General features: G+C 62.7%; 20 protein-coding genes. 16 read left to right on the top strand and 4 right to left on the bottom strand.

Annotated elements, in window-relative coordinates; all coding sequences use genetic code 11:
• The first annotated feature begins 150 nt into the window (after positions 1 to 150).
• Genes BZG29_RS26835 through BZG29_RS26825 form a run of 3 tightly spaced genes read left to right on the top strand, consistent with a single transcriptional unit; the run spans position 151 to position 1,938 of the window.
• Positions 151 to 774 (top strand): outer membrane protein assembly factor BamE, encoded by a 624-nt coding sequence (locus BZG29_RS26835; protein WP_077408776.1) that lies wholly within the window; start codon positions 151 to 153, stop codon positions 772 to 774.
• A gap of 19 nt (positions 775 to 793) precedes the next feature.
• Positions 794 to 1,603, top strand: a complete 810-nt coding sequence (gene dapB / locus BZG29_RS26830) for a 4-hydroxy-tetrahydrodipicolinate reductase (RefSeq protein ID WP_077408775.1) — start codon at positions 794 to 796, stop codon at positions 1,601 to 1,603.
• 8 nt (positions 1,604 to 1,611) lie between these two features.
• A complete protein-coding gene (locus BZG29_RS26825; protein WP_077408774.1) occupies positions 1,612 to 1,938 on the top strand; it encodes a barstar family protein in 327 nt (108 codons plus the stop codon).
• A 54-nt stretch (positions 1,939 to 1,992) separates the two neighbouring features.
• Here BZG29_RS26825 and BZG29_RS26820 read toward each other — a convergent pair whose 3' ends face one another.
• Positions 1,993 to 3,240, bottom strand: a complete 1,248-nt coding sequence (locus tag BZG29_RS26820) for a CaiB/BaiF CoA-transferase family protein (RefSeq protein ID WP_077408773.1) — start codon at positions 3,238 to 3,240, stop codon at positions 1,993 to 1,995.
• The gene (locus tag BZG29_RS26815; RefSeq protein ID WP_077408772.1) at positions 3,240 to 4,421 is read right to left on the bottom strand and encodes an acyl-CoA dehydrogenase; all 1,182 of its coding nucleotides are present in this window, start codon (positions 4,419 to 4,421) and stop codon (positions 3,240 to 3,242) included. The genes BZG29_RS26820 and BZG29_RS26815 overlap by 1 nt, the downstream gene beginning before the upstream one ends.
• A 161-nt stretch (positions 4,422 to 4,582) precedes the next feature.
• On the opposite strand from BZG29_RS26815, the gene BZG29_RS26810 reads away from it, so the two are divergent.
• A complete protein-coding gene (locus BZG29_RS26810; protein ID WP_171985113.1) occupies positions 4,583 to 5,488 on the top strand; it encodes a LysR substrate-binding domain-containing protein in 906 nt (301 codons plus the stop codon).
• On the opposite strand, the gene BZG29_RS26805 is transcribed toward BZG29_RS26810, so the two are convergent.
• Entirely contained in the window at positions 5,485 to 5,877 is a 393-nt protein-coding gene (locus BZG29_RS26805; RefSeq protein ID WP_253192719.1) for a VOC family protein, read from the bottom strand. The two genes, BZG29_RS26810 and BZG29_RS26805, sit on opposite strands and share 4 nt — an antisense overlap.
• A gap of 52 nt (positions 5,878 to 5,929) precedes the next feature.
• On the bottom strand, positions 5,930 to 6,718 hold the full coding sequence (locus tag BZG29_RS26800) for a DUF6597 domain-containing transcriptional factor (RefSeq protein ID WP_253192718.1): 789 nt from the start codon (positions 6,716 to 6,718) through the stop codon (positions 5,930 to 5,932).
• Positions 6,719 to 6,867: 149 nt separating this feature from the next.
• Here BZG29_RS26800 and leuS point away from each other — a divergent pair, with 149 nt between their 5' ends.
• The 12 genes from leuS (at position 6,868) to BZG29_RS26740 (ending at position 23,535) form a co-directional block, all read left to right on the top strand.
• Positions 6,868 to 9,507 carry a leucine--tRNA ligase gene (leuS, locus tag BZG29_RS26795; protein WP_077408770.1) on the top strand — a complete coding sequence of 880 codons (2,640 nt, stop codon included), beginning with the start codon at positions 6,868 to 6,870 and terminating at the stop codon, positions 9,505 to 9,507.
• Between the two features lie 2 nt (positions 9,508 to 9,509).
• A complete protein-coding gene (gene lptE, locus BZG29_RS26790; protein WP_077408769.1) occupies positions 9,510 to 10,109 on the top strand; it encodes an LPS assembly lipoprotein LptE in 600 nt (199 codons plus the stop codon).
• A 10-nt stretch (positions 10,110 to 10,119) separates the two neighbouring features.
• The gene (gene holA, locus BZG29_RS26785; RefSeq protein ID WP_034778765.1) at positions 10,120 to 11,136 is read left to right on the top strand and encodes a DNA polymerase III subunit delta; all 1,017 of its coding nucleotides are present in this window, start codon (positions 10,120 to 10,122) and stop codon (positions 11,134 to 11,136) included.
• A 23-nt stretch (positions 11,137 to 11,159) separates the two neighbouring features.
• On the top strand, positions 11,160 to 12,431 hold the full coding sequence (locus BZG29_RS26780) for a glutamate-5-semialdehyde dehydrogenase (RefSeq protein ID WP_077408768.1): 1,272 nt from the start codon (positions 11,160 to 11,162) through the stop codon (positions 12,429 to 12,431).
• A gap of 84 nt (positions 12,432 to 12,515) precedes the next feature.
• Positions 12,516 to 12,953 carry a CopD family protein gene (locus BZG29_RS26775; protein ID WP_076565768.1) on the top strand — a complete coding sequence of 146 codons (438 nt, stop codon included), beginning with the start codon at positions 12,516 to 12,518 and terminating at the stop codon, positions 12,951 to 12,953.
• Positions 12,954 to 12,963: 10 nt separating this feature from the next.
• The gene (locus BZG29_RS26770; protein ID WP_077408767.1) at positions 12,964 to 13,578 is read left to right on the top strand and encodes a 2-hydroxychromene-2-carboxylate isomerase; all 615 of its coding nucleotides are present in this window, start codon (positions 12,964 to 12,966) and stop codon (positions 13,576 to 13,578) included.
• 134 nt (positions 13,579 to 13,712) lie between these two features.
• On the top strand, positions 13,713 to 14,882 hold the full coding sequence (locus BZG29_RS26765; RefSeq protein ID WP_077408766.1) for a class I SAM-dependent RNA methyltransferase: 1,170 nt from the start codon (positions 13,713 to 13,715) through the stop codon (positions 14,880 to 14,882).
• A 181-nt stretch (positions 14,883 to 15,063) separates the two neighbouring features.
• Positions 15,064 to 16,344 (top strand): multidrug effflux MFS transporter, encoded by a 1,281-nt coding sequence (locus tag BZG29_RS26760; RefSeq protein WP_216350336.1) that lies wholly within the window; start codon positions 15,064 to 15,066, stop codon positions 16,342 to 16,344.
• A gap of 202 nt (positions 16,345 to 16,546) precedes the next feature.
• Positions 16,547 to 18,700, top strand: coding sequence for an HDOD domain-containing protein (locus BZG29_RS26755; protein WP_171985112.1), 2,154 nt, complete (start codon positions 16,547 to 16,549; stop codon positions 18,698 to 18,700).
• Positions 18,700 to 20,910 carry an EAL domain-containing protein gene (locus BZG29_RS26750; RefSeq protein WP_077408763.1) on the top strand — a complete coding sequence of 737 codons (2,211 nt, stop codon included), beginning with the start codon at positions 18,700 to 18,702 and terminating at the stop codon, positions 20,908 to 20,910. The genes BZG29_RS26755 and BZG29_RS26750 overlap by 1 nt, the downstream gene beginning before the upstream one ends.
• A gap of 3 nt (positions 20,911 to 20,913) precedes the next feature.
• On the top strand, positions 20,914 to 22,488 hold the full coding sequence (locus BZG29_RS26745) for a tetratricopeptide repeat protein (protein ID WP_077408762.1): 1,575 nt from the start codon (positions 20,914 to 20,916) through the stop codon (positions 22,486 to 22,488).
• Between the two features lie 342 nt (positions 22,489 to 22,830).
• Positions 22,831 to 23,535 (top strand): DUF4197 domain-containing protein, encoded by a 705-nt coding sequence (locus BZG29_RS26740; protein WP_077408761.1) that lies wholly within the window; start codon positions 22,831 to 22,833, stop codon positions 23,533 to 23,535.
• Positions 23,536 to 23,845: the final 310 nt, after the last annotated feature.

Raw genomic sequence — 23,845 nt, 5'->3', positions numbered from 1 at the left:
GTCGGGGAGTGCCAAAATATGCTTTTTTTTGGCGGGCCGGTCACTCCTGGCGTTTTGTTCATCCAATTGAGGTCATTTATGCGCGTAACACCGGCTGTATTGCCATCTCTCTGGCACCGTATTCCATTTCGAGCACCAGTCTTGGCAGGCATGGTCTGTGTCGCGCTGGCCATGTCCGGCTGCGCCAACCGTGGCATTCTGGGCGAAAAGCCGGCAGCTGCTCAAAAAGAAGGCAAGGAACTGGTTCCCGAACAGGGCGCACAAACGACCACCATTACGCCACTGCAAAAATTCATGTGGTTTTTCTCGCCCTACCGTCCTGACATTCAACAAGGCAACTTTGTCTCCGAAGAGATGCTGGCCCAGTTGAAAGTGGGCATGACGCGCGACCAGGTGCGTTTCGTCCTTGGCACCTCGCTGCTGACCGATATCTTCCATGCCGACCGCTGGGATTACCCATTCCGCCTGGCCCGGGGCAGTGGCGAAACCACCAGCAGCCGCGTGGTCGTGTACTTTGGCAAGGATGGCAAGGTTGAACGTTTCGAAGGCGGTAACTTGCCGACGGAGAAAGAATACATCGACCGCATCGCCGGCCCGTCGCCGTTCGCCAAGGTCGCCAAGGCCGACGCGCCTGCCGCCGCCGTGCCGTCGCCCGTGGCGCCAAGCGCCGTGCCCGTGCCGGCCGATGCCGCGCCTGCCATTCCTGTGAGCAAGCCGGAAGTGACGCCTGCACCTGCCGCCGAGCCTGCACCTGCTGCCGAACCCACCAAATAAGTTGCTGTAAGAGAATAAAATGACTGAACTGAAAATTGCCATCGCTGGCGCCAGCGGCCGCATGGGCCATATCCTGATCGAAGCGGTCAGCAATGCGCCCGACGCCGTGCTGGCCGGCGCGCTCGACCGTGCCGGTTCGCCGTCCATTGGCCAGGATGCGGCCGCCTTCCTCGGCAAGCCTGCCGGCGTGCTGACGGAGTCCGACCTGGCGAAGGGCCTGGCGAACGCCGACTTCCTGATCGATTTCACGCGCCCCGAAGGCACTTTGCAGCACCTGGCGTATTGTGCCGAGCACGGCATCAAGATGATCATCGGCACCACCGGTTTCGATGACGCGGGCAAGGCGGCCATTGCCGCCGCCGCCGAAAAGACGGCCATCATGTTCGCGCCGAACATGAGCGTGGGCGTGAATGTCACCATGAAGTTGCTGGAACTGGCCGCGAAAAGCCTGTCCGAAGGCTACGACATTGAAATTATCGAAGCGCATCACCGCTTCAAGGTCGATGCGCCGTCGGGCACGGCCCTGCAAATGGGGGAAGTGGTGGCCGGCGCCCTGGGGCGCGACTTGAAGGAATGCGCGGTGTACGGCCGTGAAGGCGTGACGGGCGAACGCGACCCGTCGACCATCGGCTTTGCCACCATCCGCGGCGGCGATATCGTGGGCGACCATACGGTGTTGTTTGCCGGCATCGGCGAGCGCATCGAGATCAGCCACAAGTCGAGCAGCCGCGTCACCTACGCCCACGGCGCCCTGCGCGCCGCGCGTTTCCTGGCCGACAAGCCCACCGGCCTGTTCGACATGCAGGATGTGCTGTCGCTGAAGAACTGAGGAAGACCATGGCCACTGCCATCCTGAATGGAAAAGACATCACCGACGCAGCGAGCTTCCACGCGCAATGCGTGCAAGCCTTCGGTTTCCCCGCGTTTTACGGCAACAGCATGGATGCCTGGGTCGATTGCCTCAGCTATCTGCGCGACGACGAAAACATGACGCAGTTCCGTTTGAAGCCGAACGAAGTGCTCGACATCGTGGTGCAGGACGCCGAAAGCATGAAGGCGCAAGTGCCTGATTTACTGGAAGAAATCACGTTTTGTATCGCCGGCATCAATGAGCGCTATGAAGATTACGGTGAAAAGCCCGCGTTGAAATTGACGCTGAAGTAAGGCTGAAGAAATAAAAAAACACCGGACAGTGTTGCCACTGGCCGGCGTTTTTCTTTAGACGACCTTGCGTTCGCGCAAACCGTCGATCTGGCCGCCATCGAGGCCCAGCCATTGCTGCAGCACCTCATCCGTATGCTGCCCCAGCAGCGGCGGCGGCAAGCGGTATTGCACCGGCGAAGCCGATAGGCGCACGGGATTGGCCACCAGCGCCACAGTTCCCGCCGTCGGATGCGGCATTTCCACTTTCAAGCCCCGCGCCACCACTTGCGGGTCGGCAAACACCTGGTCGATGCGGTTGACGGGGCCGCACGGCACGGCTTGCGCCTCGAAGGCGCTGATCCATTCGGCCGTCGTGCGCATGACGGTAGTCTGGCGCATCAAGGGGATCAGGATCGCCCGGTGCGCCACGCGCTGCGGGTTGGTGGCGAAGCGCTCATCCTGCGCCCATTCCGGATGGCCGGCGACGGCGCAAAAGCGCGAGAATTGCCCATCGTTGCCGATCGCCAGAATCATGTCGCCATCGGCCGTGGGAAAGTCTTGATATGGAACAATGTTCGGATGCGCATTGCCCATGCGCTGGGGTACCTTACCGCCGCACAGATAATTGGCCGCCTGGTTGCCGAGCGCCGCCACTTGCACGTCCAGCAAGGCCAGGTCGATATGCTGCCCCAGGCCCGAGCGTTCCCGTTCTGCCAGCGCCGCCTGCACGGCGATGGTGGCGTACAAGCCCGTCAGGATGTCCGTCTGCGCCACGCCCACTTTTTGCGGCCCGGCGCCCGGCTGGCCGTCGGGCACGCCCGTGATGCTCATCAAGCCGCCCATGCCCTGGATCAGGAAGTCATAGCCGGCGCGCGCCGCGTACGGCCCATCCTGGCCGAAGCCGGTAATCGAGCAGTAGACGAGGCGCGGATTAAGTGCCAGCAAGCTGGCAGAGTCCAGACCGTATTGCTTCAAGCCATCCAGTTTGAAATTTTCCAGCAGCACGTCCGATTCGGCCGCCAGCCGGCGCACCAGGGCTTGCCCTTCCGGGGCGGCCAGGTCGATGCACAGGGAGCGCTTGTTGCGGTTGGCGCACTGGAAGTAGGCGGCCTCGGCCGTGTCGCGGCCGTCCTCGTCTTTCAAATACGGCGGCCCCCAAGAACGCGTATCGTCGCCGCGGCCCGGCTGCTCGACCTTGACCACGTCGGCGCCCAGGTCGGCCAGCATTTGCCCGGCCCATGGACCGGCCAGCACGCGCGACAGGTCGAGCACGCGCAAGCCGGTCAGCGGCGCGGGCCGCAAGGTGGAAGCGAAGGCGTCCATCAGTTGCTGAAGGCGGCGATGCCGGTGATGGCGCGGCCGATGATCAGCGCGTGCACATCGTGCGTGCCTTCATAGGTGTTGACCACTTCCAGGTTGACCAGGTGGCGGATGACGCCGAACTCGTCGGAAATGCCATTGCCGCCCATCATGTCGCGCGCCATGCGGGCAATGTCCAGCGCCTTGCCGCAGCTGTTGCGTTTCATGATGGAGGTGATTTCCACGGCGGGCGAGCCTTCATCCTTCATGCGGCCCAGGCGCAAACAGCCTTGCAAGCCCATGGTGATTTCCGTCAACATGTCGGCCAGTTTCTTTTGTACCAGCTGGTTCGCAGCAAGAGGGCGGCCGAATTGCTGGCGGTCCATCGTGTACTGGCGGGCCTTCAGGTAGCAGTCTTCGGCCGCGCCCAGCGCGCCCCAGGCGATGCCGTAGCGCGCGCTGTTCAGGCAAGTGAACGGGCCTTTCAAGCCGCGCACGTCCGGGAAGGCATTTTCTTCAGGGCAAAACACTTCATCCATGACGATTTCGCCGGTGATGCTGGTGCGCAAGCCGACCTTGCCGTGGATTTCCGGCGCCGACAGGCCTTTCCAGCCTTTTTCCAGCACGAAGCCCCGGATCGCGCCTTCATCGTCCTTGGCCCAGACGACGAATACGTCGGCAATCGGGCTGTTGGTGATCCACATCTTGGCGCCCGACAGGCTATAGCCGCCCGGCACCTTGCGCGCGCGCGTGACCATGCTGCCAGGGTCGGAGCCGTGGTTCGGTTCCGTCAGGCCGAAGCAGCCGATGTATTCGCCCGTCGCCAGTTTCGGCAGGTATTTCTGTTTGGTTTCTTCGTTGCCGAAAGCGTTGATCGGCACCATCACCAGCGACGATTGCACGCTCATCATCGAGCGGTAGCCGGAGTCAACGCGTTCGACTTCGCGCGCGGCCAGGCCGTAGCAGACATAGTTCAGGCCGGCGCCGCCGTATTCTTCTGGAATGGTGGTGCCCAGCAATCCCAGTTCGCCCATTTCGCGGAAGATGGCTGCGTCCGTGCGGCCATGGCGGAACGATTCGAGCACGCGCGGCACCAGGCTGCCCTGGCAATAGTCGCGGGCCGCTTCCAGCACGGCGCGTTCGTCGCCCGTCAGTTGTTCTTCCAGCAGCAGGGGGGAATTCCAGTCGAATACGGTTTTGCTCATCACAGGCCTCGCAGGTGAGCGCCGGTGATCGGCGCAAGATTGAATATGACTCATGGTAGATTTTTGCCTAGCCTTGCGCAAACGATTTTTTCGCACCCAGACATGCGTATAACGCATATCTTGCGGCATACTGGCGTTTCTTTTCCTTCCTTTGAGATGCCATGTCGCGAAAAATTCCCATGCTGCAAGCTTTAAATTGCTTCGAGGCGGCTGCGCGGCACCAAAGCTACACGCACGCGGCGCGCGAACTGTCGCTGACGCAAAGCGCCGTGTCGCGCCAGATTTCTTCCTTGGAAACTTTTCTTGGCGTGCAACTGTTCCAGCGCACGCGCCATGGCGTGCTGCTGACCAGTGCCGGCGCCGCGTATGCGCGGCAGATCGCGGCCCGCCTCGATGGCCTGGAGCGCGACACGCTCGACACCATGGCGCGCCAGGGCGGCGGCGGCGCCTTGCAGCTCGCTTCCGTGCCCACGTTTGCCACGCGCTGGCTGATGCCGCGGCTGTCTTCGCTGGCGGGCTTGCATCCGGACATCGTCGTGCATATCGACGCGTATACAAAACCGTTCATGTTTGCCGATACGGAATACGACGGCGCCCTGTACGCGGGCACGCCCGAGCAGCTGGCGCGCTGGCCCGGCACGCGCGCCACCTTGCTCATGCACGAAGAAATCGTGCCCGTCGCCAGCCCCCGCCTGCTGGCGGCGCGCAGCCAGTGGCAGCCGCAGGATTTATTGGAATTGACTTTGTTGCAGCAAAGTACGCGCCCGGGCGCCTGGCGCCAGTGGTTTGACGCCATGCAAGTCGAGGGCGAGGGGCGCGACGGGGCGCACTACGGCGCCCGCTACGAACTGTTTTCCATGCTGGCCATGGCGGCCGTGCAAGGGCAGGGCGTGGTCTTGCTGCCACGCATGCTGGTGGAGGCGGAACTGGCGCGCGGCGAATTGCAGATCGCATGCGAGCGCCCACTGCGGGGCCAGCGCGCGTATTACCTGATCACGCCCGAAACGGCGCATGAAAAGCTGGCTTTGCAGCAGTTCCGCGCATGGCTGCAGGGCGAAGCCGCTTAAACGACCTTGGCCGTATCGAAGTGGGGATTGTCGATCAGGCCGATCTGGTTGCCGAACGGGTCGAGCAATTCCACCGTGCGGATGCCGTCGCCCACGTCCGTGATCGGGTGGTGCCGGGTGCCGCCCAGCTTGATGATGCGCTCGACTTCCTGCTCGATGCCGTCCACGCCCCAGTACGTCACGCTGCCCTGCGTGCCAGGCTGGCCGCCCGGCAGCAGGCCCAGCTCGAAGCCGCCGATGGCAAAACCCACGTAGAACGGCTGGTCGAAATACGGCGTGGTATTGAACACCTGGCTGTACCAGGCCTTGGCCTGATCCAGGTCGGGGACGGGATAGGTGACGGTGCGCAAGCCCTTGATCATGTTCTGCTCCTGTTGGTTGAAATGCATGCCGCCATCATGCCACCGGCGCGCGCCGCGCGATTGGAAAAATGGAAGGTGTTCATGCGCGCCGGCCCGTCAGCCACGCCTCGGGCGAGCTGCGGGCGAAATCCTGGAAGTCGTGGATCAAATGCGACTGGTCGAAATAACCATATTGCAAGGCCACTTGCGCCCAGTCCGGCTGTCCCACCAGGCTTGTCAGGCCCTGGCTGGCGGCGCGAAAACGGCAGATGCGGGCAAACAGCTTCGGGCTGATGCCGACTTGCTGGCGAAATTGCAGCGCCAGGTGCTGGCGCGACACGCCCAGTTGCTGCGCCAGGCCCTCCACGCGCACCTGGCCGGATGCGCGCTCAATGGCCGCGATCGCATGTTCGGCCGCGCCGGCCTGGCGCCGTGGCGGCGCGGTGCGCAGGCGCAGCAGCAGATAATCTTGCAAAATAGAAATTCTTTGCGCGTTGGACAAGGGCTCGCTCCACAGCGCGTCACCCAGGCGCGCCGCCAGCTCGCGGCCCCACAGTTGCTGCAAGCCCGTGCGGCCATCGTTGAGTTCGCACAAGGGAAGCTGGAAAAAGCGCGCCGCCGCGCCCGGCTTGAAGCGGGCCGCCACCGTCTGCACGAGACCCCGGCTGACGACGGCAATCGGCGCCGTCATCATGCCCACGGCAAAGCTGGCGTCCTGCTGATCCTGGCACAGGATGTCGATGCAATTGTCGGGCAAGACCTGGTGCGTCAGGGGCGTGGCGCCCGTCTGCACGCGGCACGTCCAGACGCAGTCCAGCCACGGCCGCAGGGCGGGGATGGGCGGATATTCCTGGTAGACGATCATGGCCGGCGTTGATGCAAAGAACAAGATTGTGGCATATGACACAGCATAATTGTGCGCCGGCCAAAATATGCGAGACCGGGCCGCCGGCGCGCCGCGCTATCGGGCGGCGACAACCAGTATAATGCTCGGTTCATATCCACTATTGGCCGGGCCACGCTGGTCGCACATCCATTATGCAAGATAAATATAGTCCCGCCGACGTCGAACAAGCCGCCCAATCGCACTGGAAGGCGATCGACGCCTATAAAGCCGTCGAACACGACCCGCGTTTCCCAAAAGGCAAGTATTTTGCCTGTTCGATGCTGCCTTACCCTTCGGGCAAGCTGCACATGGGTCACGTGCGCAACTATACAATCAATGACGTGATGTACCGCTACCTGCGCATGAATGGCTACAACGTGCTCATGCCGATGGGCTGGGATGCGTTCGGCATGCCGGCGGAAAACGCGGCCATGGCCAACAACGTGCCGCCCGCGCAATGGACGTATTCGAACATCGCCCATATGAAGCAGCAGATGGAATCGATGGGCCTGGCCATCGACTGGTCGCGCGAAATGACCGCCTGCAAGCCCGAATACTACAAATGGAACCAGTGGATGTTCCTGAAGATGCTGGAAAAAGGCATCATCTACAAGAAGACCGGTACCGTGAACTGGGACCCGATCGACCAGACCGTGCTGGCCAACGAACAAGTCGTCGACGGCCGCGGCTGGCGTTCGGGCGCGCTGATCGAAAAGCGCGAAATCCCCATGTACTATGCGCGCATCACCGATTACGCGGAAGAATTGCTGGCGTATGTGGATGACAAGCTGCCGGGCTGGCCCGAGCGCGTGCGCACCATGCAGACCAACTGGATCGGCAAGTCGACGGGCGTGCGCTTCGCCTTCCCGCATGAGATCAAGGACGCGAACGGCGCCCTGATCGGCGACGGCAAGCTGTATGTGTTCACCACGCGTCCGGACACCGTCATGGGCGTGACCTTCTGCGCCGTGGCCGCCGAGCACCCGCTGGCCATCCACGCCGCGCAAAGCAATCCTGCGCTGGCCTCCTTCAACGCCGAATGCAAGCTCGGTTCCGTGATCGAGGCGGACATGGCAACGATGGAGAAGAAGGGCATGCCGACCGGCCTGTTCGTCACCCATCCGCTGACGGGCGCGCAAGTGGAAGTGTGGGTCGGCAACTACGTGCTGATCACCTACGGCGATGGCGCCGTGATGGGCGTGCCGGCGCACGACGAGCGCGATTTCGGCTTTGCCAAGAAATACGATCTGCCGATCAAGCAAGTCATCGAAGTCAAGGGCCAGGAATTCTCGACGGACGCCTGGCAGGAATCGTACGGCAGCAAGGACGGCGTCTGCGTCGCCTCCGGCAAATACGACGGCCTGCATTTCGCGTCCGCCGTCGACGCGGTGGCCGCCGACCTGGCCGAACTGGGCCTGGGCGAGAAGAAAACCACGTTCCGCCTGCGCGACTGGGGCATTTCGCGCCAGCGCTACTGGGGCACGCCGATCCCGATGATCCACTGCGCCGACTGCGGCGTGGTGCCGGTGCCGGAAAAAGACTTGCCGGTGGTGCTGCCGGAAGACTGCGTGCCGGACGGTACGGGCAATCCGCTGAACAAGTATGAAGCCTTCCTGCAGTGCGACTGCCCGCAGTGCGGCAAGCCGGCGCGCCGCGAGACGGACACCATGGATACCTTCGTCGATTCGTCGTGGTATTACATGCGCTATACCTCGCCAGGCTCGAACGACGCCATGGTCGACGCGCGCAACGATTACTGGATGCCGATGGACCAGTACATCGGCGGCATCGAACACGCCGTCATGCACTTGCTGTACGCGCGCTTCTGGACCAAGATCATGCGCGATTTCGGCCTGGTCAAGTTCGACGAGCCTTTCGTGAACCTGCTGACGCAAGGCATGGTGCTCAACGAAACATATTATCGCAAGGACGCGGTGGGCAAGACCACCTGGTTCAACCCGGACGATGTGCGCCTGTCGCTCGATGACAAGGGCCGTCCGCAAAGCGCCGTTCTGGTGGCCGATGGCCAGCCGGTGGAAATCGGCGGCACGGAAAAGATGTCGAAGTCGAAGAACAACGGCATCGACCCGCAAGCGCAGATCGAGCAGTACGGCGCCGACACGGCCCGTCTGTTCACCATGTTCGCTTCGCCGCCGGAACAGACGCTGGAATGGTCGGGCAGCGGCGTCGAAGGCGCGAACCGCTTCCTGCGCCGCGTGTGGAACTTCGGCTATGCCCAGTCGGCGACGATTCAAGCCGCGCTGACTGGCGGCGCCGCACCGGCCACGGGCGACGCGCAGAAAAACCTGCGCCGCGAATTGCACAAGCTGCTGCAGCAAGCCGATTACGACTTGAAGCGCATCCAGTACAACACCGTCGTGTCGGCCTGCATGAAGATGCTCAACACGCTGGAATCGGCCAAGCTGGATGATAGCGCGCAGTCGAAGGCGCTGATCGCCGAAGGCTTCTCCATCTTCCTGCGCCTGCTCAACCCCGTCGCGCCGCACATCACTCACGTGCTGTGGCAGGAACTGGGCTACGCTGGCGTGCACGGCGACCTGCTCAACGTCGCCTGGCCGCAAGTCGACCCGGCCGCATTGGAACAGTCTGAAATCGAGATGATGATCCAGGTGAACGGCAAGCTGCGCGGCTCGATCACGGTGTCCAAGGATGCGGACAAGGCCAGCATCGAAGCGGCTGCGCTGGCGTGCGAAAGTGTGCAGAAGTACGTCGAGACCACGCCGAAGAAGATCATCGTCGTGCCAGGCAAGTTAATCAGCATTGTGGTGTAATCATGACGATTTCCTCTTCCGTATCGCTGTTGGGCCGCCGCGCCGTGCTGGCCTTGGGCCTGACTGTCCTATTGTCGGCCTGTGGCTTTCATTTGCGCGGTTCGAACGGCAGTTTCATGCTGCCGTTCGCGACGATGTACATCGGCTTGCCCGACACGTCTCCGCTGGCGATCGGCCTGAAGCGCTATATCCGCGCCATTGGCAGTACGGAAGTGGTGAACACCAGGGATGGCGCCGACGCCGTCCTTGAAGTGCTCAGCGACCCGGAGAGGAATCAGACCAAGACCATTTTGTCGCTGAATAAAAATGGCCGGGTACAAGAGTATCAACTCGGCTATTCGATCAATTTCCGCGTGGTGGACAAGGCCGGCAACCAGTTGCTGGCGCCGACGACCATCAGCCTGGTGCGTCCGATTACCTTCGACGACTCGCAGGTACTGGCCAAGGAAACGGAAGAAGCGGCGCTGTACCGCGACATGCGCAACGACCTGGTGCAGCAGATCATGCGCCGCCTGGCCGCCATCAAGCCGGTGCTGCCGGCCATGTCGGTGGCGCCAGTGGCGCCCGTGACGCCGGTTGCGCCGGCAGCCCCGCAGCAGTAACGGGAACGCCATGCAATTGCGGATAGACGCGCTCGATGGGCATGTGGCCAAGCCGCTGGCGCAGCTGTATGTGATCACCAGCGACGAACACCTGCTGGCGCTGGAAGCGGCCGACAAGATCCGCCGAGCGGCGCGCGCGCAGGGTTACTCCGAGCGCGACGTGCTGACGGTGGAGCGCAGCTTCAAGTGGGGTGAACTGCTGGCGGCGAACCAGGAGCTGTCGCTGTTCGGTGACAAGAAAATGATCGAGCTGCGCATCCCCACCGGCAAGCCGGGCAAGGATGGCGGCGCGGCGCTGCAAAGCTACGCGAAAAACCTCAGTCCCGACAACCTGACCCTGATCACCTTGCCCAAGCTGGATTGGGCCACGCAGAAGGCGGCCTGGGTCGCCAGCCTGCAGCAGGCGGCCGTGTATATCGACATTCCGAATGTGGAACGGGCGCAGTTGCCGGCCTGGATATCCCAGCGCCTGGCCGCGCAGGGACAAAGCGCAGAACGGGCCAGCATCGACTTCATCGCCGAACGGGTGGAAGGTAACTTGCTGGCGGCGCACCAGGAAATCCAGAAACTGGGCTTGCTGCATGCCGCGGGCAAGCTGACGTACGAACAAGTGCAGGACGCGGTGTTGAACGTGGCCCGCTATGATGTCTTCAAGCTGTCCGAAGCCATGCTGGCCGGCGACCCGGCGCGCCTGGTGCGCATGCTCGAGGGCTTGAAAGGCGAGGGCGAGGCGCTGCCGCTGGTCTTGTGGGCCGTCTCCGAAGAAATCCGCACGCTGTTAAAATTGAAGGCGGGCATGGCGCAAGGGCGTCCATTGGGTGCGCTGCTGAAGGAATACCGCATCTGGGGGCCGCGCGAGCGGATGATGGAACCGGCCCTGCGGCGCATTTCACTACCTGTGCTGGAAGCGGCGCTGCAGCAGGCGGCGCAAGTGGACAAGATGATCAAGGGCTTGCGCGCCAAGGGCTACGCCGGCGATGCCTGGGATGCCATGCTGCAGTTGGGCCTGAAGATCGCCCGAGGCTAGTTTTTTACTATATGGATACGAGCATGGACATCACAGAATATATGCAGGACGTGGGCACGCGCGCGCGCGCCGCCTCGCGCGCCATGGCGCGTGCCGACAGCGCCACGCGCAACCGCGCCTTGAGCCTGATCGCCGCCGCCATCGTGCGCGATGCCGACCTGCTGCGCGCGGCGAACCAGCGCGACCTCGATGCGGCTGCTGCCGCCGGCCTGGCGCCGGCCATGCTCGACCGCCTGACGCTATCCGATGCCGCCATTGCCACCATGGTCGAAGGCTTGACGCAGATCGTGTCGCTGGCCGATCCGATCGGCGAAATCTCGAACATGAAATTCCGCCCGACGGGCATCCAGGTGGGCCAGATGCGCGTGCCGCTGGGCGTCATCGGCATCATCTATGAAGCCCGTCCGAACGTGACGGTGGACGCGGCCGGCCTGTGCATCAAGAGCGGCAACGCGACGATCTTGCGCGGCGGCTCGGAAGCGATTCACTGCAACCGCGCGCTGGCCAAGCTGGTGGCGGAGGGCTTGCTGGGAGCAGGCTTGCCGGCCGATGCCGTGCAAGTCATCGACACCACCGACCGCGCCGCCGTCGGCGCCCTGATCACCATGCCGCAGTACGTGGACGTCATCGTGCCGCGCGGCGGCAAGGGCCTGATTGCGCGCCTGATGGCCGAGGCCACCGTGCCGATGATCAAGCACCTCGATGGCATTTGCCACGTTTATATCGACGCCAAGGCCGATATCCGGAAGGCGATCGATATCGGCTTCAACGCGAAGTGCCACCGCTACGGCACCTGCAACACCATGGAAACCCTGCTGGTGTCGCGCGCCGTCGCCGCTACCGTGCTGCCGCAGCTGGCCGAACTGTACCTGACCAAGCAGGTGGAACTGCGCGCCGATCCGGAAAGCCATGCGATCCTGGCCGCCGCCGCTTATCCGCACTTGGTAGCTGCCACCGAGGAAGACTGGTCCACCGAATACCTGGCGGCGATCCTGTCGGTGAAGGTCGTCGACGGCATCGACGAAGCGATGGATCACATCAACCAGTATTCATCCAAGCACACGGAATCGATCATCACGGAAGACTACAGCGATGCGCTGCGCTTCCTGCGCGAAGTCGATTCCGCCTCGGTGATGGTGAACGCGTCGACGCGTTTTGCCGACGGCTTCGAATACGGCCTGGGCGCCGAGATCGGCATCTCAAACGACAAGCTGCACGCGCGTGGTCCGGTGGGACTGGAAGGCCTGACCTCGCTCAAGTACGTGGTCTTTGGCCACGGCGAAGTACGCAAATAGGCATCGTAGGTAGTACGTCTTCGCGGGCGGCTCACAAGGCGGCCCGTGCTCTCATTTCTGTAGCTCTCTGACACTGGGAATCCCATGCTTTTTCTCTGGACCAAAGCCTTCCACATCATCTTCGTCATGTCCTGGTTTGCCGGCCTGTTTTATTTGCCGCGCATCTTCGTGAACCTGGCGATGGAGACGGAAACGGTGGCCACCGAGCGCCTGCTGCTGATGGCGCGCAAGCTGTACCGCTTCATGTCCCTGCTGGCGCTGCCGGCGATGGTGCTGGGGCTGGCGTTGATGTGGATGCTGTACGGCGGCGGCGAAGGACGCATGAAGATGCCGGGCTGGATGCACGCCAAGCTGACCTTCGTGGTGCTGCTGCTCGGCTACCACCACGCCTGCGGTTCCATCCTGCGCAAGTTTGAAAAAGGTCTCAACAAGCGCAGCCACACCTGGTTCCGCTGGTTTAATGAAGTGCCGGTGCTGATGTTGCTGGCCGTCGTCGTGCTGGTCGTGGTCAAGCCTTTCTAAGGGAGTCGTGATGAGTGCAAGCCAGAACAAAGTCGTGCAGTATTTCTTTGCCCCCCACTCGCCATGGACTTACCTGGGTCACGCGCGCCTGATGGCGATCGCCGCGAGGACGGGCGCGCAGATCGACGTGCGCCCCTTCGACCTGGGCAAGGTTTTCAGCGTCTCGGGCGGCCTGCCGCTGGCCAAGCGTGCACCGCAGCGCCAGGCGTATCGCCTGGCCGAACTGGCGCGCTGGTCGGCCTTTTTGCAAGTTCCCCTGACCTTGCAGCCCAAGTTTTTCCCCGTGTCGCCGGAAGCTTCGGCCAAGCTGATCATCGCCACGCGCCTGGCGCACGGCGTGGAGGCATCGCTGAACCTGGCGCACGCCATCATGCGCGGACTGTGGGCCGAAGAGCGCAACATCGGCGACGAGGAAACCCTGGTGCAGATCGCGCTCGACGCCGGTTTCGATGGCCGCCAGTTGCTGAAAACGTCGGAAACGGCCAGCGTGCAGGCCGAATACGACGCCAACACGGAGGCAGCGACCGCCGCTTCCGTGTTCGGCTCGCCGTGGTACATCGTCGATGGCGAAGGGTACTGGGGCCAGGACCGCCTCGATTTTGTCGAACGGGCGCTGGCAGGGTAGTCAAGCAAAAGCAGTTTTTTAAACGTCGTATTTTTTAACGTAGTAAGCAGCGCCTGTAATTTAGCGGGCGTTCAACACAATGGAATAAGGGTACACCAACCATGGCTTCATATTTTTGCCCATGCCCGCGCGGCATGGAAGCGGCGCTGGCCGAGGAATTGGGCGAGATCGCCCAGGATAGTTCGACCATGAAGGTCCACAACCAGGTGCCGGGCGGCGTACACTGCTCGGGCGACCTGCTGGACTCCTACCGCATCAACCTGCATTCGCGCATCGCTTCGCGCGTGCTGATGCGCATGGCCCATTCCGGCTACAAGACGGAAAACGATATTTATGACCTGACCCTGGCGCAATCCTGGGAAGACTGGTTCGGCGTGCACCACACGATCCGCGTCGACGTCACGGCCGTGAAATCGCCGCTGCGCAGCCTGGAGTTTACGACTCTGAAAATCAAGGATGCGATCTGCGACCGCTTCCGCGACCAGTTCAACGAGCGTCCATCGGTCAATACCAAGACGCCGGACATGCGCATCGTCGGTTTCCTCGACGCGCATACGTTTACCGTGTACCTCGACACCTCGGGCGAAGCCTTGTTCAAGCGCGGCTGGCGCGAAGAGACGGGCGACGCGCCGCTGCGCGAAAACCTGGCCGCCGGCCTGCTGCGCGTGTCGGGCTGGAAGCCTGGCATGGTGCTGTTCGACCCGATGTGCGGTTCCGGCACCATCCTGGCCGAAGCGGCGCAGATGCTGCAGGGGATTCCGCCGGGCGCCTCGCGCCAGTTCGCGTTTGAAAACTTCCATGACTTCGATCCGGCGCCGTGGAATGCCATGAAAAATGCCATCAAGGTCAATCCGCTGCCGGTAGAACCGACCATCTTCGGCAGCGACATCTCGGGCGACATGGTCGCCATGACGCGTCATAACCTGCGTTGCGCCGGCGTGCGCTTCGACGTGCCCTTGAAACAGATCGAGGCGCAGGAAGTCAAGCCGCCAAGCGACGTGCCGGGCATCATGCTGACCAACCCGCCGTACGGCGAGCGTATCGGCGTGCGCGGCGACAGCACCATCCCGGAAGATGAATTGTCGACGTCGTTCTATTCGGCCATGGGCACGACCCTGAAGCAGCGTTTCGCCGGCTGGACCGTGTTCCTGTTCACCGCCGACCTGGGTCTGCCCAAGCTGCTGCGTTTGAAGGAAGCGCGCAAGACGCCTTTCTTCAACGGTGCGCTGGAATGCCGTCTGTTCCGCTTTGATATGGTCGCCGGGTACAACCGTAGAGAAGAAGCCAAACCGAAAAACATCTGATTAAACCTACTGCGCGTTGCCACTTGCGGCTTGCGATGCTTACCGTACTTTTGTACGGTTGCGCTTCTCGGCCACAATTGGCGGCCGCTCGCTACGGTTTTCTCAGGTGTTTTACGCGCTAAAAAATGCAGTAACCCCGCGCGCGGACTGAAATTGGTCCGCGCGCCACTTTGGATCCGCCATGTTTCCCACCCCTCCGGCCGATGTGCCGCCCGACCCGGTCACCCCCGTTCCTCCACCCACGCCGAGCCACATGGCGCCGCTGAGCCGCGGTGCGTTGGCGATGATGCTGGCCGGCCTGTCGATGCTGGGGCCTTTGTCGATCGACACCTATCTGCCTGCCTTTGGCGCGATCCAGGGTTCGCTGCAGGCGTCGCCGCTGGAAGTGCAGCAGTCGCTGACGTTCTACATGCTGGCCTTTGCCGGCATGGTGCTATGGCATGGCGCGATCTCGGACACCTTTGGGCGGCGCAACGTGGTGCTGGTATCGCTGCTGATGTTTGCCATCGGCTCGCTCGGTTGCGCTTCGGCGCACACGGTGCACTATCTGTGGTTCTTCCGCATCCTGCAGGGTGTTTCGGCCGGCGCCGGCGTGGTGATCAGCCGCGCCATCATCCGCGACCTGTATGCCGATGCGGCGGCGGCGCGGTTGCTGTCGCTGGTGACGATGATCTTTTCCATCGCCCCGGCCGTGGCACCGATTCTTGGCGGCTGGATCGTCATCTGGTTCGACTGGCGCTCGATTTTCCTGTTCCTCGCCTTTTACACGGTCATCCTGCTGGCGTTCTGCTACTGGCGCCTGCCTGAAACCCTGCCGATGGAAAAGCGCCAGCCCTTCAATCCGCGCTTCCTGGCGTCGAGCTATGGCCAGATCCTGCGCTCGCCCCTGTTCCACATCAAGGCCGGCATCGTCGCCCTCAATTTCGCGGGTCTGTTCCTGTTCATCACGGCCGCGCCGGAAATGCTGCCCAAGCAGCTGGGCCTGGGGCCATCGCAATTCGCCTGGCTGTTCATTCCCTGCGTGAGCGGGATTTTCATGGGCGCCCTGGCGGCCAACCGCATCGCCGGCAAGGTCACGTTCGCGCGCCAGATCGGCATCGGCTTTGCCTTCCTGCTATGCGCCGCCAGCGTCAATGTCGTGTACCACCTGTTCCTGCCGCCGTCGCTGCCCTGGTCGGTGCTGCCCCTGTTCTTCTACACCTTCGGCATGTCGCTGGTGGGGCCGGGCGCGACCTTGCTGGCGCTCGACCTGTTCCCGCATATCCGCGGCACGGTGGCCTCGTGCCAGTCGTTTGCCAGCACCTTGCTGGGCGCCGTGGTGGCTGGCGTGATCTCGCCGCTGCTGTCCGGGTCCGTGCTGTGGCTGGCGTCGGGCCAACTGGCGTTTACGGGCCTGGCGCTGGCCTTGTGGCTGATCTCGCGGCGCTTCCGTCACCGTTTGCTGGGTTCCTTCAAGGCATAAGTTTCCACTGCAGAACGCTAGATTTATTTCAACTTAATTTTCTATATTGCAAGTAATATTCGGCGCTTATGATAAGATGACTTCTTTTCCCGGCATCCTCTCAGGCGACATTTTTTGGGTTACAGGAGTAGAGGATTCCTCTGACGTGGCCGCGCTTCGCTGCTAAGCGCTCATCCTTTTCGAACCGGCAATGCCTGATACGATGCATCAATCTGATCAAGATATTCGCAATCGCCTGCTGATTGCCCGCCTGCCGGCCATGCCGCAGATCCTCATCAAGCTGATCGCCCACCTGCAGGCCGACGATGCCGGCATGCCGGAGCTGGCGGCCCTGATCGCCAAGGATGCGGGCATGGCCAGCAAGATCCTCGGCGTGGCCAACAGCTCGGCCTACCATCGCCAGGGCAAGGTCGTCAGCCTGGAGCAATCGCTCGTGTCGCTGGGCACGGACATGATCAAGACCCTGGTCATCAGCGAATCCGTCTTCCAGACCTTCAACAGCTTTCCCCATTCCGGCAGCACGGATCTGCGCGCCTTCTGGAAAAGTTCGCTGTCGGCCGCTGTCATGGCGCGCGCGCTGGCCAAGGCCATGGCCTATCCGCACGTCGAGGAAGCGTATCTGGCCGGCTTGCTGCACAACGTGGGCCGCCTGGCCTTGCTGGCCACGGCGCCGAAGGAATACGCGTTCAATTTCACGGCGCGCGACGATGCCGCCCTGTGCGCGGTGGAGCAGCGCACCTTGCAGATCACGCATGCCGAAGCGGGCGCCTGGCTGATCGAGCGCTGGCATCTCGATTCCTTCCTGGCCGACAGCGTGCTGTATCACCACGAACCGCTGGCGCGCCTGGAAGCGAGCCATCCCCTGATCCGCATCGTGCGCCTGGCGCACCTGCTGTGCTGCCACGCCGACGATGCGGAATCGATCACGCAGGCGGCAAGCCTGTGCGCGCTGGATGACGAGGTACTGCAAGACCTGGCCGGCAGCGTCGCGCGCCAGGTGGCGCAGGCGGCGCAGCACCTGGGCATCGACCTGGCCGGCGCGGACGATATCGCCACACCGCCCGCGTATGCGCCGCCATCCGTCGATCCGGTGCAGCAGCGCCTGTCCGATGAAGTGCGCAATATGGTGCTGGTGTCCGAAGTGGGTCAGACCTTCTCCCGCCAGCAGGGAGAAAGCAGCCTGCTGGAAGCCATCACGCGCTCGGCGCGCATCCTGTTCGATTTCGACACCGCCGTCATCCTGCTGCAAAACCCCACCGGCCATGCGCTCGTCGGCGTGGCAGCGGGCGAACATCAGCAGCGCCTGGCCGGCTTCTCGATCCCGCTGGCCAAGGGCGGGCTACTGGCCGCTTCGGCGCTGGAGTGCCAACTGGCGTTCCTGAAGCGCGACATGCCGGCGCTGGGCATCGTCGAAGAGCAGCTGTTCCGCATTCTCGCTACCGACAGCCTGGTTTGCGTGCCGCTCGTGGCGGGCCAGCGCAGCCTGGGCGTGTTGATTGGCGGCGTGGCGGCGTGGCAGATTCCCGCGTGCCAGAAGCGCGAAGGTTTCCTGCGCGCCTATGCCAACCAGGCCGCCACGGCGCTGGAAACGGCCATCAACGCGCGCGGCCTGGCACGGCGCCAGCTCGATCACGTGGCCGAGGAATACCGCGCCGCGTCGCGTCGCGTCGTGCATGAAGTGAATAACCCGCTGTCCATCATCAAGAACTACCTGAGCGTGCTCGATCACAAGCTGGAGAAGCAGGAGCCGGTCACGGGCGAGATGTCGATCCTGAACGAGGAAATCGACAGGGTCGGCCAGTTGATCGGCAGCCTGGCCGATCTGCAGCCGGTGGCGGCCAGTGGCGTGACCGATTGCGCGCGCGTGGTCGACGATGTGCTGCGCCTGTTCCGCGCCACCGATTTCCTGCCGCCGAAGATCGAGGTGGTCACGCGCATGCAGGATGCGCCATGCGAAGTGGAGGCCGATGCCGACATGCTCAAGCAAATCCTGCTCAACCTGCTGAAAAACGCCGTCGAAGCCTTGCCCGATGGCGGGCGCATCGAAGTGGCGAACCGTGGCCACGTCAACCGCGACCGTCGCTTGTACCTGGAACTGTGCGTCAGCGACAATGGCGCCGGCCTGGCGCCGGAAGTGCTGGCCAATCTGTTTTCCCCTGTGCGCAGCAGCAAGGAAGGGGCGCATCACGGCCTGGGCTTGTCCATCGTGCATGACCTAGTCACCCGCCTGCATGGCGTGATCGGCTGCCGCAGCAGCAAGTCCGGCACCTCGTTTGAAATTCTGCTGCCCATTTCCTTGCCGGCGAGCGCCGCAGCGGCGCTGCCCGCGCCCGGCAATACCGCCTTGTCTTCGTAATGTCCATGAACTCCTCCGCCATTCCGTTTGACCTGGAAAACAGCCCGCGCATCCTGCTGGTCGACGACGAGCCCCGCCTGCTCGCCTCCCTCCACGAATTGCTGAAAGACCGCGGCTACCAGCTGTACACGGCCACCTGCGGCAGCGAGGCGCTGGCGCAGTTGTCGAAACTGCGCTTCGACCTGATCCTGCTGGACTTGCGCCTGCCCGACATGAGCGGCCATGAAATCATGGACCACATCAACCGCCGCGGCATCGAGGGTGACGTGATCGTCATGAGCGGCGATGTCGGCATCGAGGCGGCCATCGGCGCCTTGAAGCGTGGCGCCTACGATTACCTGCGCAAGCCGTACAGCCGCGAGGAGCTGCTCAAGACGGTGGAGAATGCGCTGCAGAAGCGCAAGCTGGCGCTGGAAAACGAGCGCATCGCGCTGCAGCTGGAAAATTCGGAAAAGATGTACCGCTACCTGGTCGACAGTTCGCCCGACATCATCTATACGCTGAACCACGAAGGCCGCATCACCTTCATCAACGACCGGGTGCACCAGTTGCTGGGCTTTAGCCGCGAAGAGCTGATCGGCAGCCATTATTCGATCCTCGTGCACGACGAGGACCAGGAGCGGGCACGCTATGCCTTCAATGAGCGCCGCATCGACGAGCGCGCCTCGCGCAACGTGGAGCTGCGCCTGAAGTGCCACAGCGGCAGCGGCAGCGACCGCACCTTCAACAACACCCTGATGACGATTCCGCTCAACTCGATCGGCATGCACGGCCACGAGCACGAAGCGAAAAAGCAGGAATACTTCGGCACCTACGGCGTGGCGCGCGACATCACCGACCGCAAGCGCGCCGAGGAAGTCATCTCCTACCAGGCCTACCACGATATCCTGACGGACCTGCCGAACCGCATGCTGTTCAAGGACCGCCTGGGGCTGGCCGTGATCCAGGCGCGGCGCAAGCTGACGGAACTGGCCGTGATGTTCATCGACCTCGATCGTTTCAAGCTGGTCAACGATACCCTGGGCCACGTGAAGGGTGACGAGTTGCTGCAGCAGGTGGCGCTGCGCCTGAAGGATTGCCTGCGCCGCGGCGATACCCTGGCGCGCCAGGGCGGCGATGAATTTACCATCGTTCTGCCGGAACTGCGCGACCGCCAGGATGCGCGCCTGATCGCCGACAAATTCCTTGAATGCCTGCACCAGCCCTTCGACCTCGATGGCAACCAGGTGCATATTTCGGCCTCCATCGGCATCGCCATCTATCCGGGTGACGGCGAGACCATCGACGAACTGCTGCGCCACGCCGACATCGCCATGTACCAGGTCAAGGCGCTGGGCAAGAACGGCCACAGTTTTTATCACGAGTCCATGCTCGACGTGTCGCACCAGAAGATCGCGCTCGAACAAAGTCTGCGCAAGGCGCTGGAGCTGAACCAGCTGGAGATGTATTACCAGCCGCAGGTGGACGTGATGACGGGCCGCATCGTCGGCGCCGAAGGGTTGATGCGCTGGAACCACCCGCAGCGGGGCTTGCTGACGGCCGGCGAATTTTTGCCGTTCGCCGAGGAAAACGGCTTGATGCTGCCGATCTCGGACTGGATGCTGGGCGCCCTGTGCCGCGACCTGGTGCAGTGGAACGCGGCCGGCGGCGAAGCCGTACGTCTGTCGCTCAATCTGTCTCCGCAATACCTGGACCGGGGCGACTTTTTCGAGAAGATGCGCGGCGCGCTGACGCGCTATGGCATCGCGCCGGAAAAGATCGAAGTGGAGATCACGGAAAACATCTGCATCCGCAACCCGCAGTATGCAATCGAGCAGCTGAACAAGCTGTGCCAGCTGGGCGTGTCGGTCGCCATCGACGATTTCGGCACCGGTTATTCCTCGCTGTCGTACCTGCACCGCTTCCCCATTCACACCATCAAGATCGACCAGTCGTTTGTGAAGGAAATCCACGACGAGCACGGACACTATCCCGTCATCCTGGCCATCATCTCGATTGCGCGCGGACTGGGCCTGCACCTGATCGCCGAGGGCGTGGAAACGGAAGGTCAGGCGCGCTATTTGCAGGACAAGGGCTGTACCACGATGCAGGGTTATCTGTACCACCGGCCCATTTCGCTGGGCAGCTTCATCGGCGTGTTGCAGGAGCAGAACCGCCTGATCGCCGATACCATCCCCGCGTTGACCCAGACGCTGGCCATCGAGGCCTGACCCATGCCGCTTGCCGCTCCCCGTTACACGGCTGCTCATTACACGGCTGATTACCTGCGCCTGAAAGGGCTGGCAGAGAAGGGCAATGCGAACGCCCAGCACAGCCTGGGTTTCATGCATTTCAATGGCCAGGGCATCGAGCAAAGCTATGCGCTGGCGCTGCACTGGTATGGCCTGGCCGCCGCGCAGGGGCTCGAACACGCGCAATACAACCTGGGCGTGATGTGCCAGAAGGGGCAGGGCGTGGCGCAGGATTTTGCGCAGGCGGCGCACTGGTACCAGCAGGCGGCCGAGCAGGGTTACGCTGCGGCGCAGTACAACCTGGGCTGGCTGTATGCCAAGGGCCAGGGACTCGCGCAAGATAGCGCACTAGCCATGCTGTGGTTCAGCCGCGCGGCGGAACAGGGCGACGCGGGCGCGCAAAACAATCTGGGCATGATGTATGACAATGGCAAGGGCGTGCCGCAGGACTTCGTGCAAGCCATCAATTGGTACCGCAAGGCGGCCGAACAGGGCTATGCACGGGCGCAGTTCAACCTGGGCCTGCGCTACGACAATGGCCAGGGCGTGCGCCAGGACCGCCAGCAGGCGACGGCCTGGATGCGCAAGGCGGCCGAGCAAGGCTATGCGCCGGCCCAGTTCAACCTGGCGCTGCGCTATGAAAATGGCGACGTGCTGCCGCAGGATAGCGGGCAGGCGGTTACCTGGTACCGGCGCGCCGCCGAGCAGGGCCACGCCAGTTCGCAATTCAACCTGGGCCTGATTTACGACAATGGCCAGGGCGTGCCCTGCGATAAACAGGCGGCACTCGCGTGGTACGTGAAGGCAGCGGGCCAGGGACATGCGGCGGCCCAGCATAACCTGGGCCTGCACCATGAGCATGGCGCGCAGGACTATACCCGGGCACAGGTCTTTTACCGCCAGGCGGCCGGGCAGGGCTTTCCCGCCGCGCAGTACCAACTGGGACTCCTGCATGAGCATGGGCAGGGCATGCCTGCCGATGCGCAGGAAGCCATCTTCTGGTACCGCAAGGCGGCCGACCAGGGACATGTGCGGGCCCAGTTCGACCTGGGCCTGCGCTATGAACATGGCCAGGGCGTGCCGCAGGATCTGGCGCTGGCGCTGGAGTGGTACCGCCGCGCCGCCGAGCAGGATTATGCGCCGGCGCAATACATGCAAGGCGTGCTGCACGACCGCGACGACGGCCCTGCGCCTGACAGCCAGCAGGCCTGCGCCTGCTATTGCCGCGCCGCCGCGCAAGGCCATAGCCTGGCGCAGTTCGCGCTGGGCCTGCGGCATGACAATGGCCAGGATGTGCCGCAGGACTATGCCGCCGCCTGGGACTGGTATGCGCTGGCCGCGCGCCAGGGCCATGCGCGGGCGCAAATGAATCTGGGTTTGATGGCGGCCAGCGGTCAGGGTGGCCCGCTCGATTTGCAGCAGGCGTATATCTGGCTGTCGATGGCGGCGGCGGCCGGCGTGGCCGGCGCGGAAAAGTCCCTGCGCCAGACGGCGGCGCGCATGCGCGAGACGGATCTGGCGCGGGTGCGCGAACAGCTGGCGGCGATAGCAGGCTGAACCTATCCCGGTAGGGAGCGTCTTCTGCTGGCAGCGTATTCGGGAGCGCGGACAAGGCGTGAGGAGGACGCGTGGCGAGCTACGCGACGACGATCAACGCAGTCCCCGCTTCCGAGGCGCGCCAGCAGGAGATGTATTCATCTACTGGGATAGGTTCTAAACCATGCCGCCGGCGTTAGCGTGCGCGGATACAACAGCCGGTGTTGTATAGTCCTTTCCCTCCGCCATCTGTGGCACCCCTTATTTTCCCCAAGACGCAAAAAATTGCTGCGGTATTTGCAGTTTTGATGTGCTAAGGTTCCAGCAGAAGGTAGTCTGTCCATTCTTTAGAAAAGGAAAACTATGCGCCTGAACCCTTTACCTGGCCGTTCGGCCGCCCTCCTGTGCGCGCTGGTGTTGTTGTCGTCCGGTGCAGGCGCCGCCGGTCCCCTGGATGCTCTCAGTAACCAGGATGCGAGCAATGGCTTGAAGGCGGCACTGGAAGCCGGATCGGCCGCCGCTGTTGCCAAGTTGGGCATCGAAAATGGTTTTCTCAATAACGACAAGGTGAAGATCAAGTTGCCCGGCATCCTGGAACAAGCCAAGCCCTTGCTGAAAATGACGGGCCGCGGCCAGCAACTGGACGACCTGGTGGTGTCGATGAACCGGGCCGCCGAGTCGGCCGTGCCCATGGCCAAACCCTTGCTGCTCGACGCCGTCAAATCAATGAGCGTGAGCGACGCGAAAAATATCCTGTCCGGTGGCGATACCTCTGTCACGGATTTCTTCCGTCAGAAGACCTCGGCGCCCCTGGCCGTCAAATTCTTGCCCATCGTGAAATCCGTTACCGACCGTTCTGGCCTGGCCAGCAAGTACAACAGCACTATGAGCCAGATCGGCAAGACGGGACTGGTGCCGCAGCAGCAATCGACGGTGGAAGGGTATGTCACGGACCGTGCGCTTGACGGCCTGTACCTGATGATTGGCGAGGAAGAAAAAGCCATCCGCAGCAATCCACTCGCGTATGGCAGCAAGATTATCGGTAAAGTATTTGGCAGTTTGAAGTGACCTTTCCCGCATGCCGCAGCGCCGCAGGCGGCGTTTGCGGTGCATGAGCAGGTGTGGCGCAAGGGAAACAAGTTAAGCATTTGCTACAAGAAAACAATGTTAAAATTCCGCGACATATATTCCTGAGGCATGATTAAGCAACCATCTGTTGCCCGGGAGTGCCTAGTTTGAGTGGCGAACTGATACGTGGCATTGCAAGATGCCCGTCGGTTGGCCTTTTTTCGTTTTATTCACGTTTCCCCAAGCTCATTGATTTTCTGAAGACATTGTCAGGAATTCCAGGTGCAGGATCTTTAGGTAGCCGGATTTG

It is taken from the genome of Janthinobacterium sp. LM6, from assembly GCF_002002885.1.
GTDB classification, from domain to species: domain Bacteria; phylum Pseudomonadota; class Gammaproteobacteria; order Burkholderiales; family Burkholderiaceae_D; genus Janthinobacterium; species Janthinobacterium kumbetense.
The sequence above is the reverse complement of the archived record's forward strand: the minus strand, read 5'-3'. Positions and strand labels throughout refer to the sequence as shown.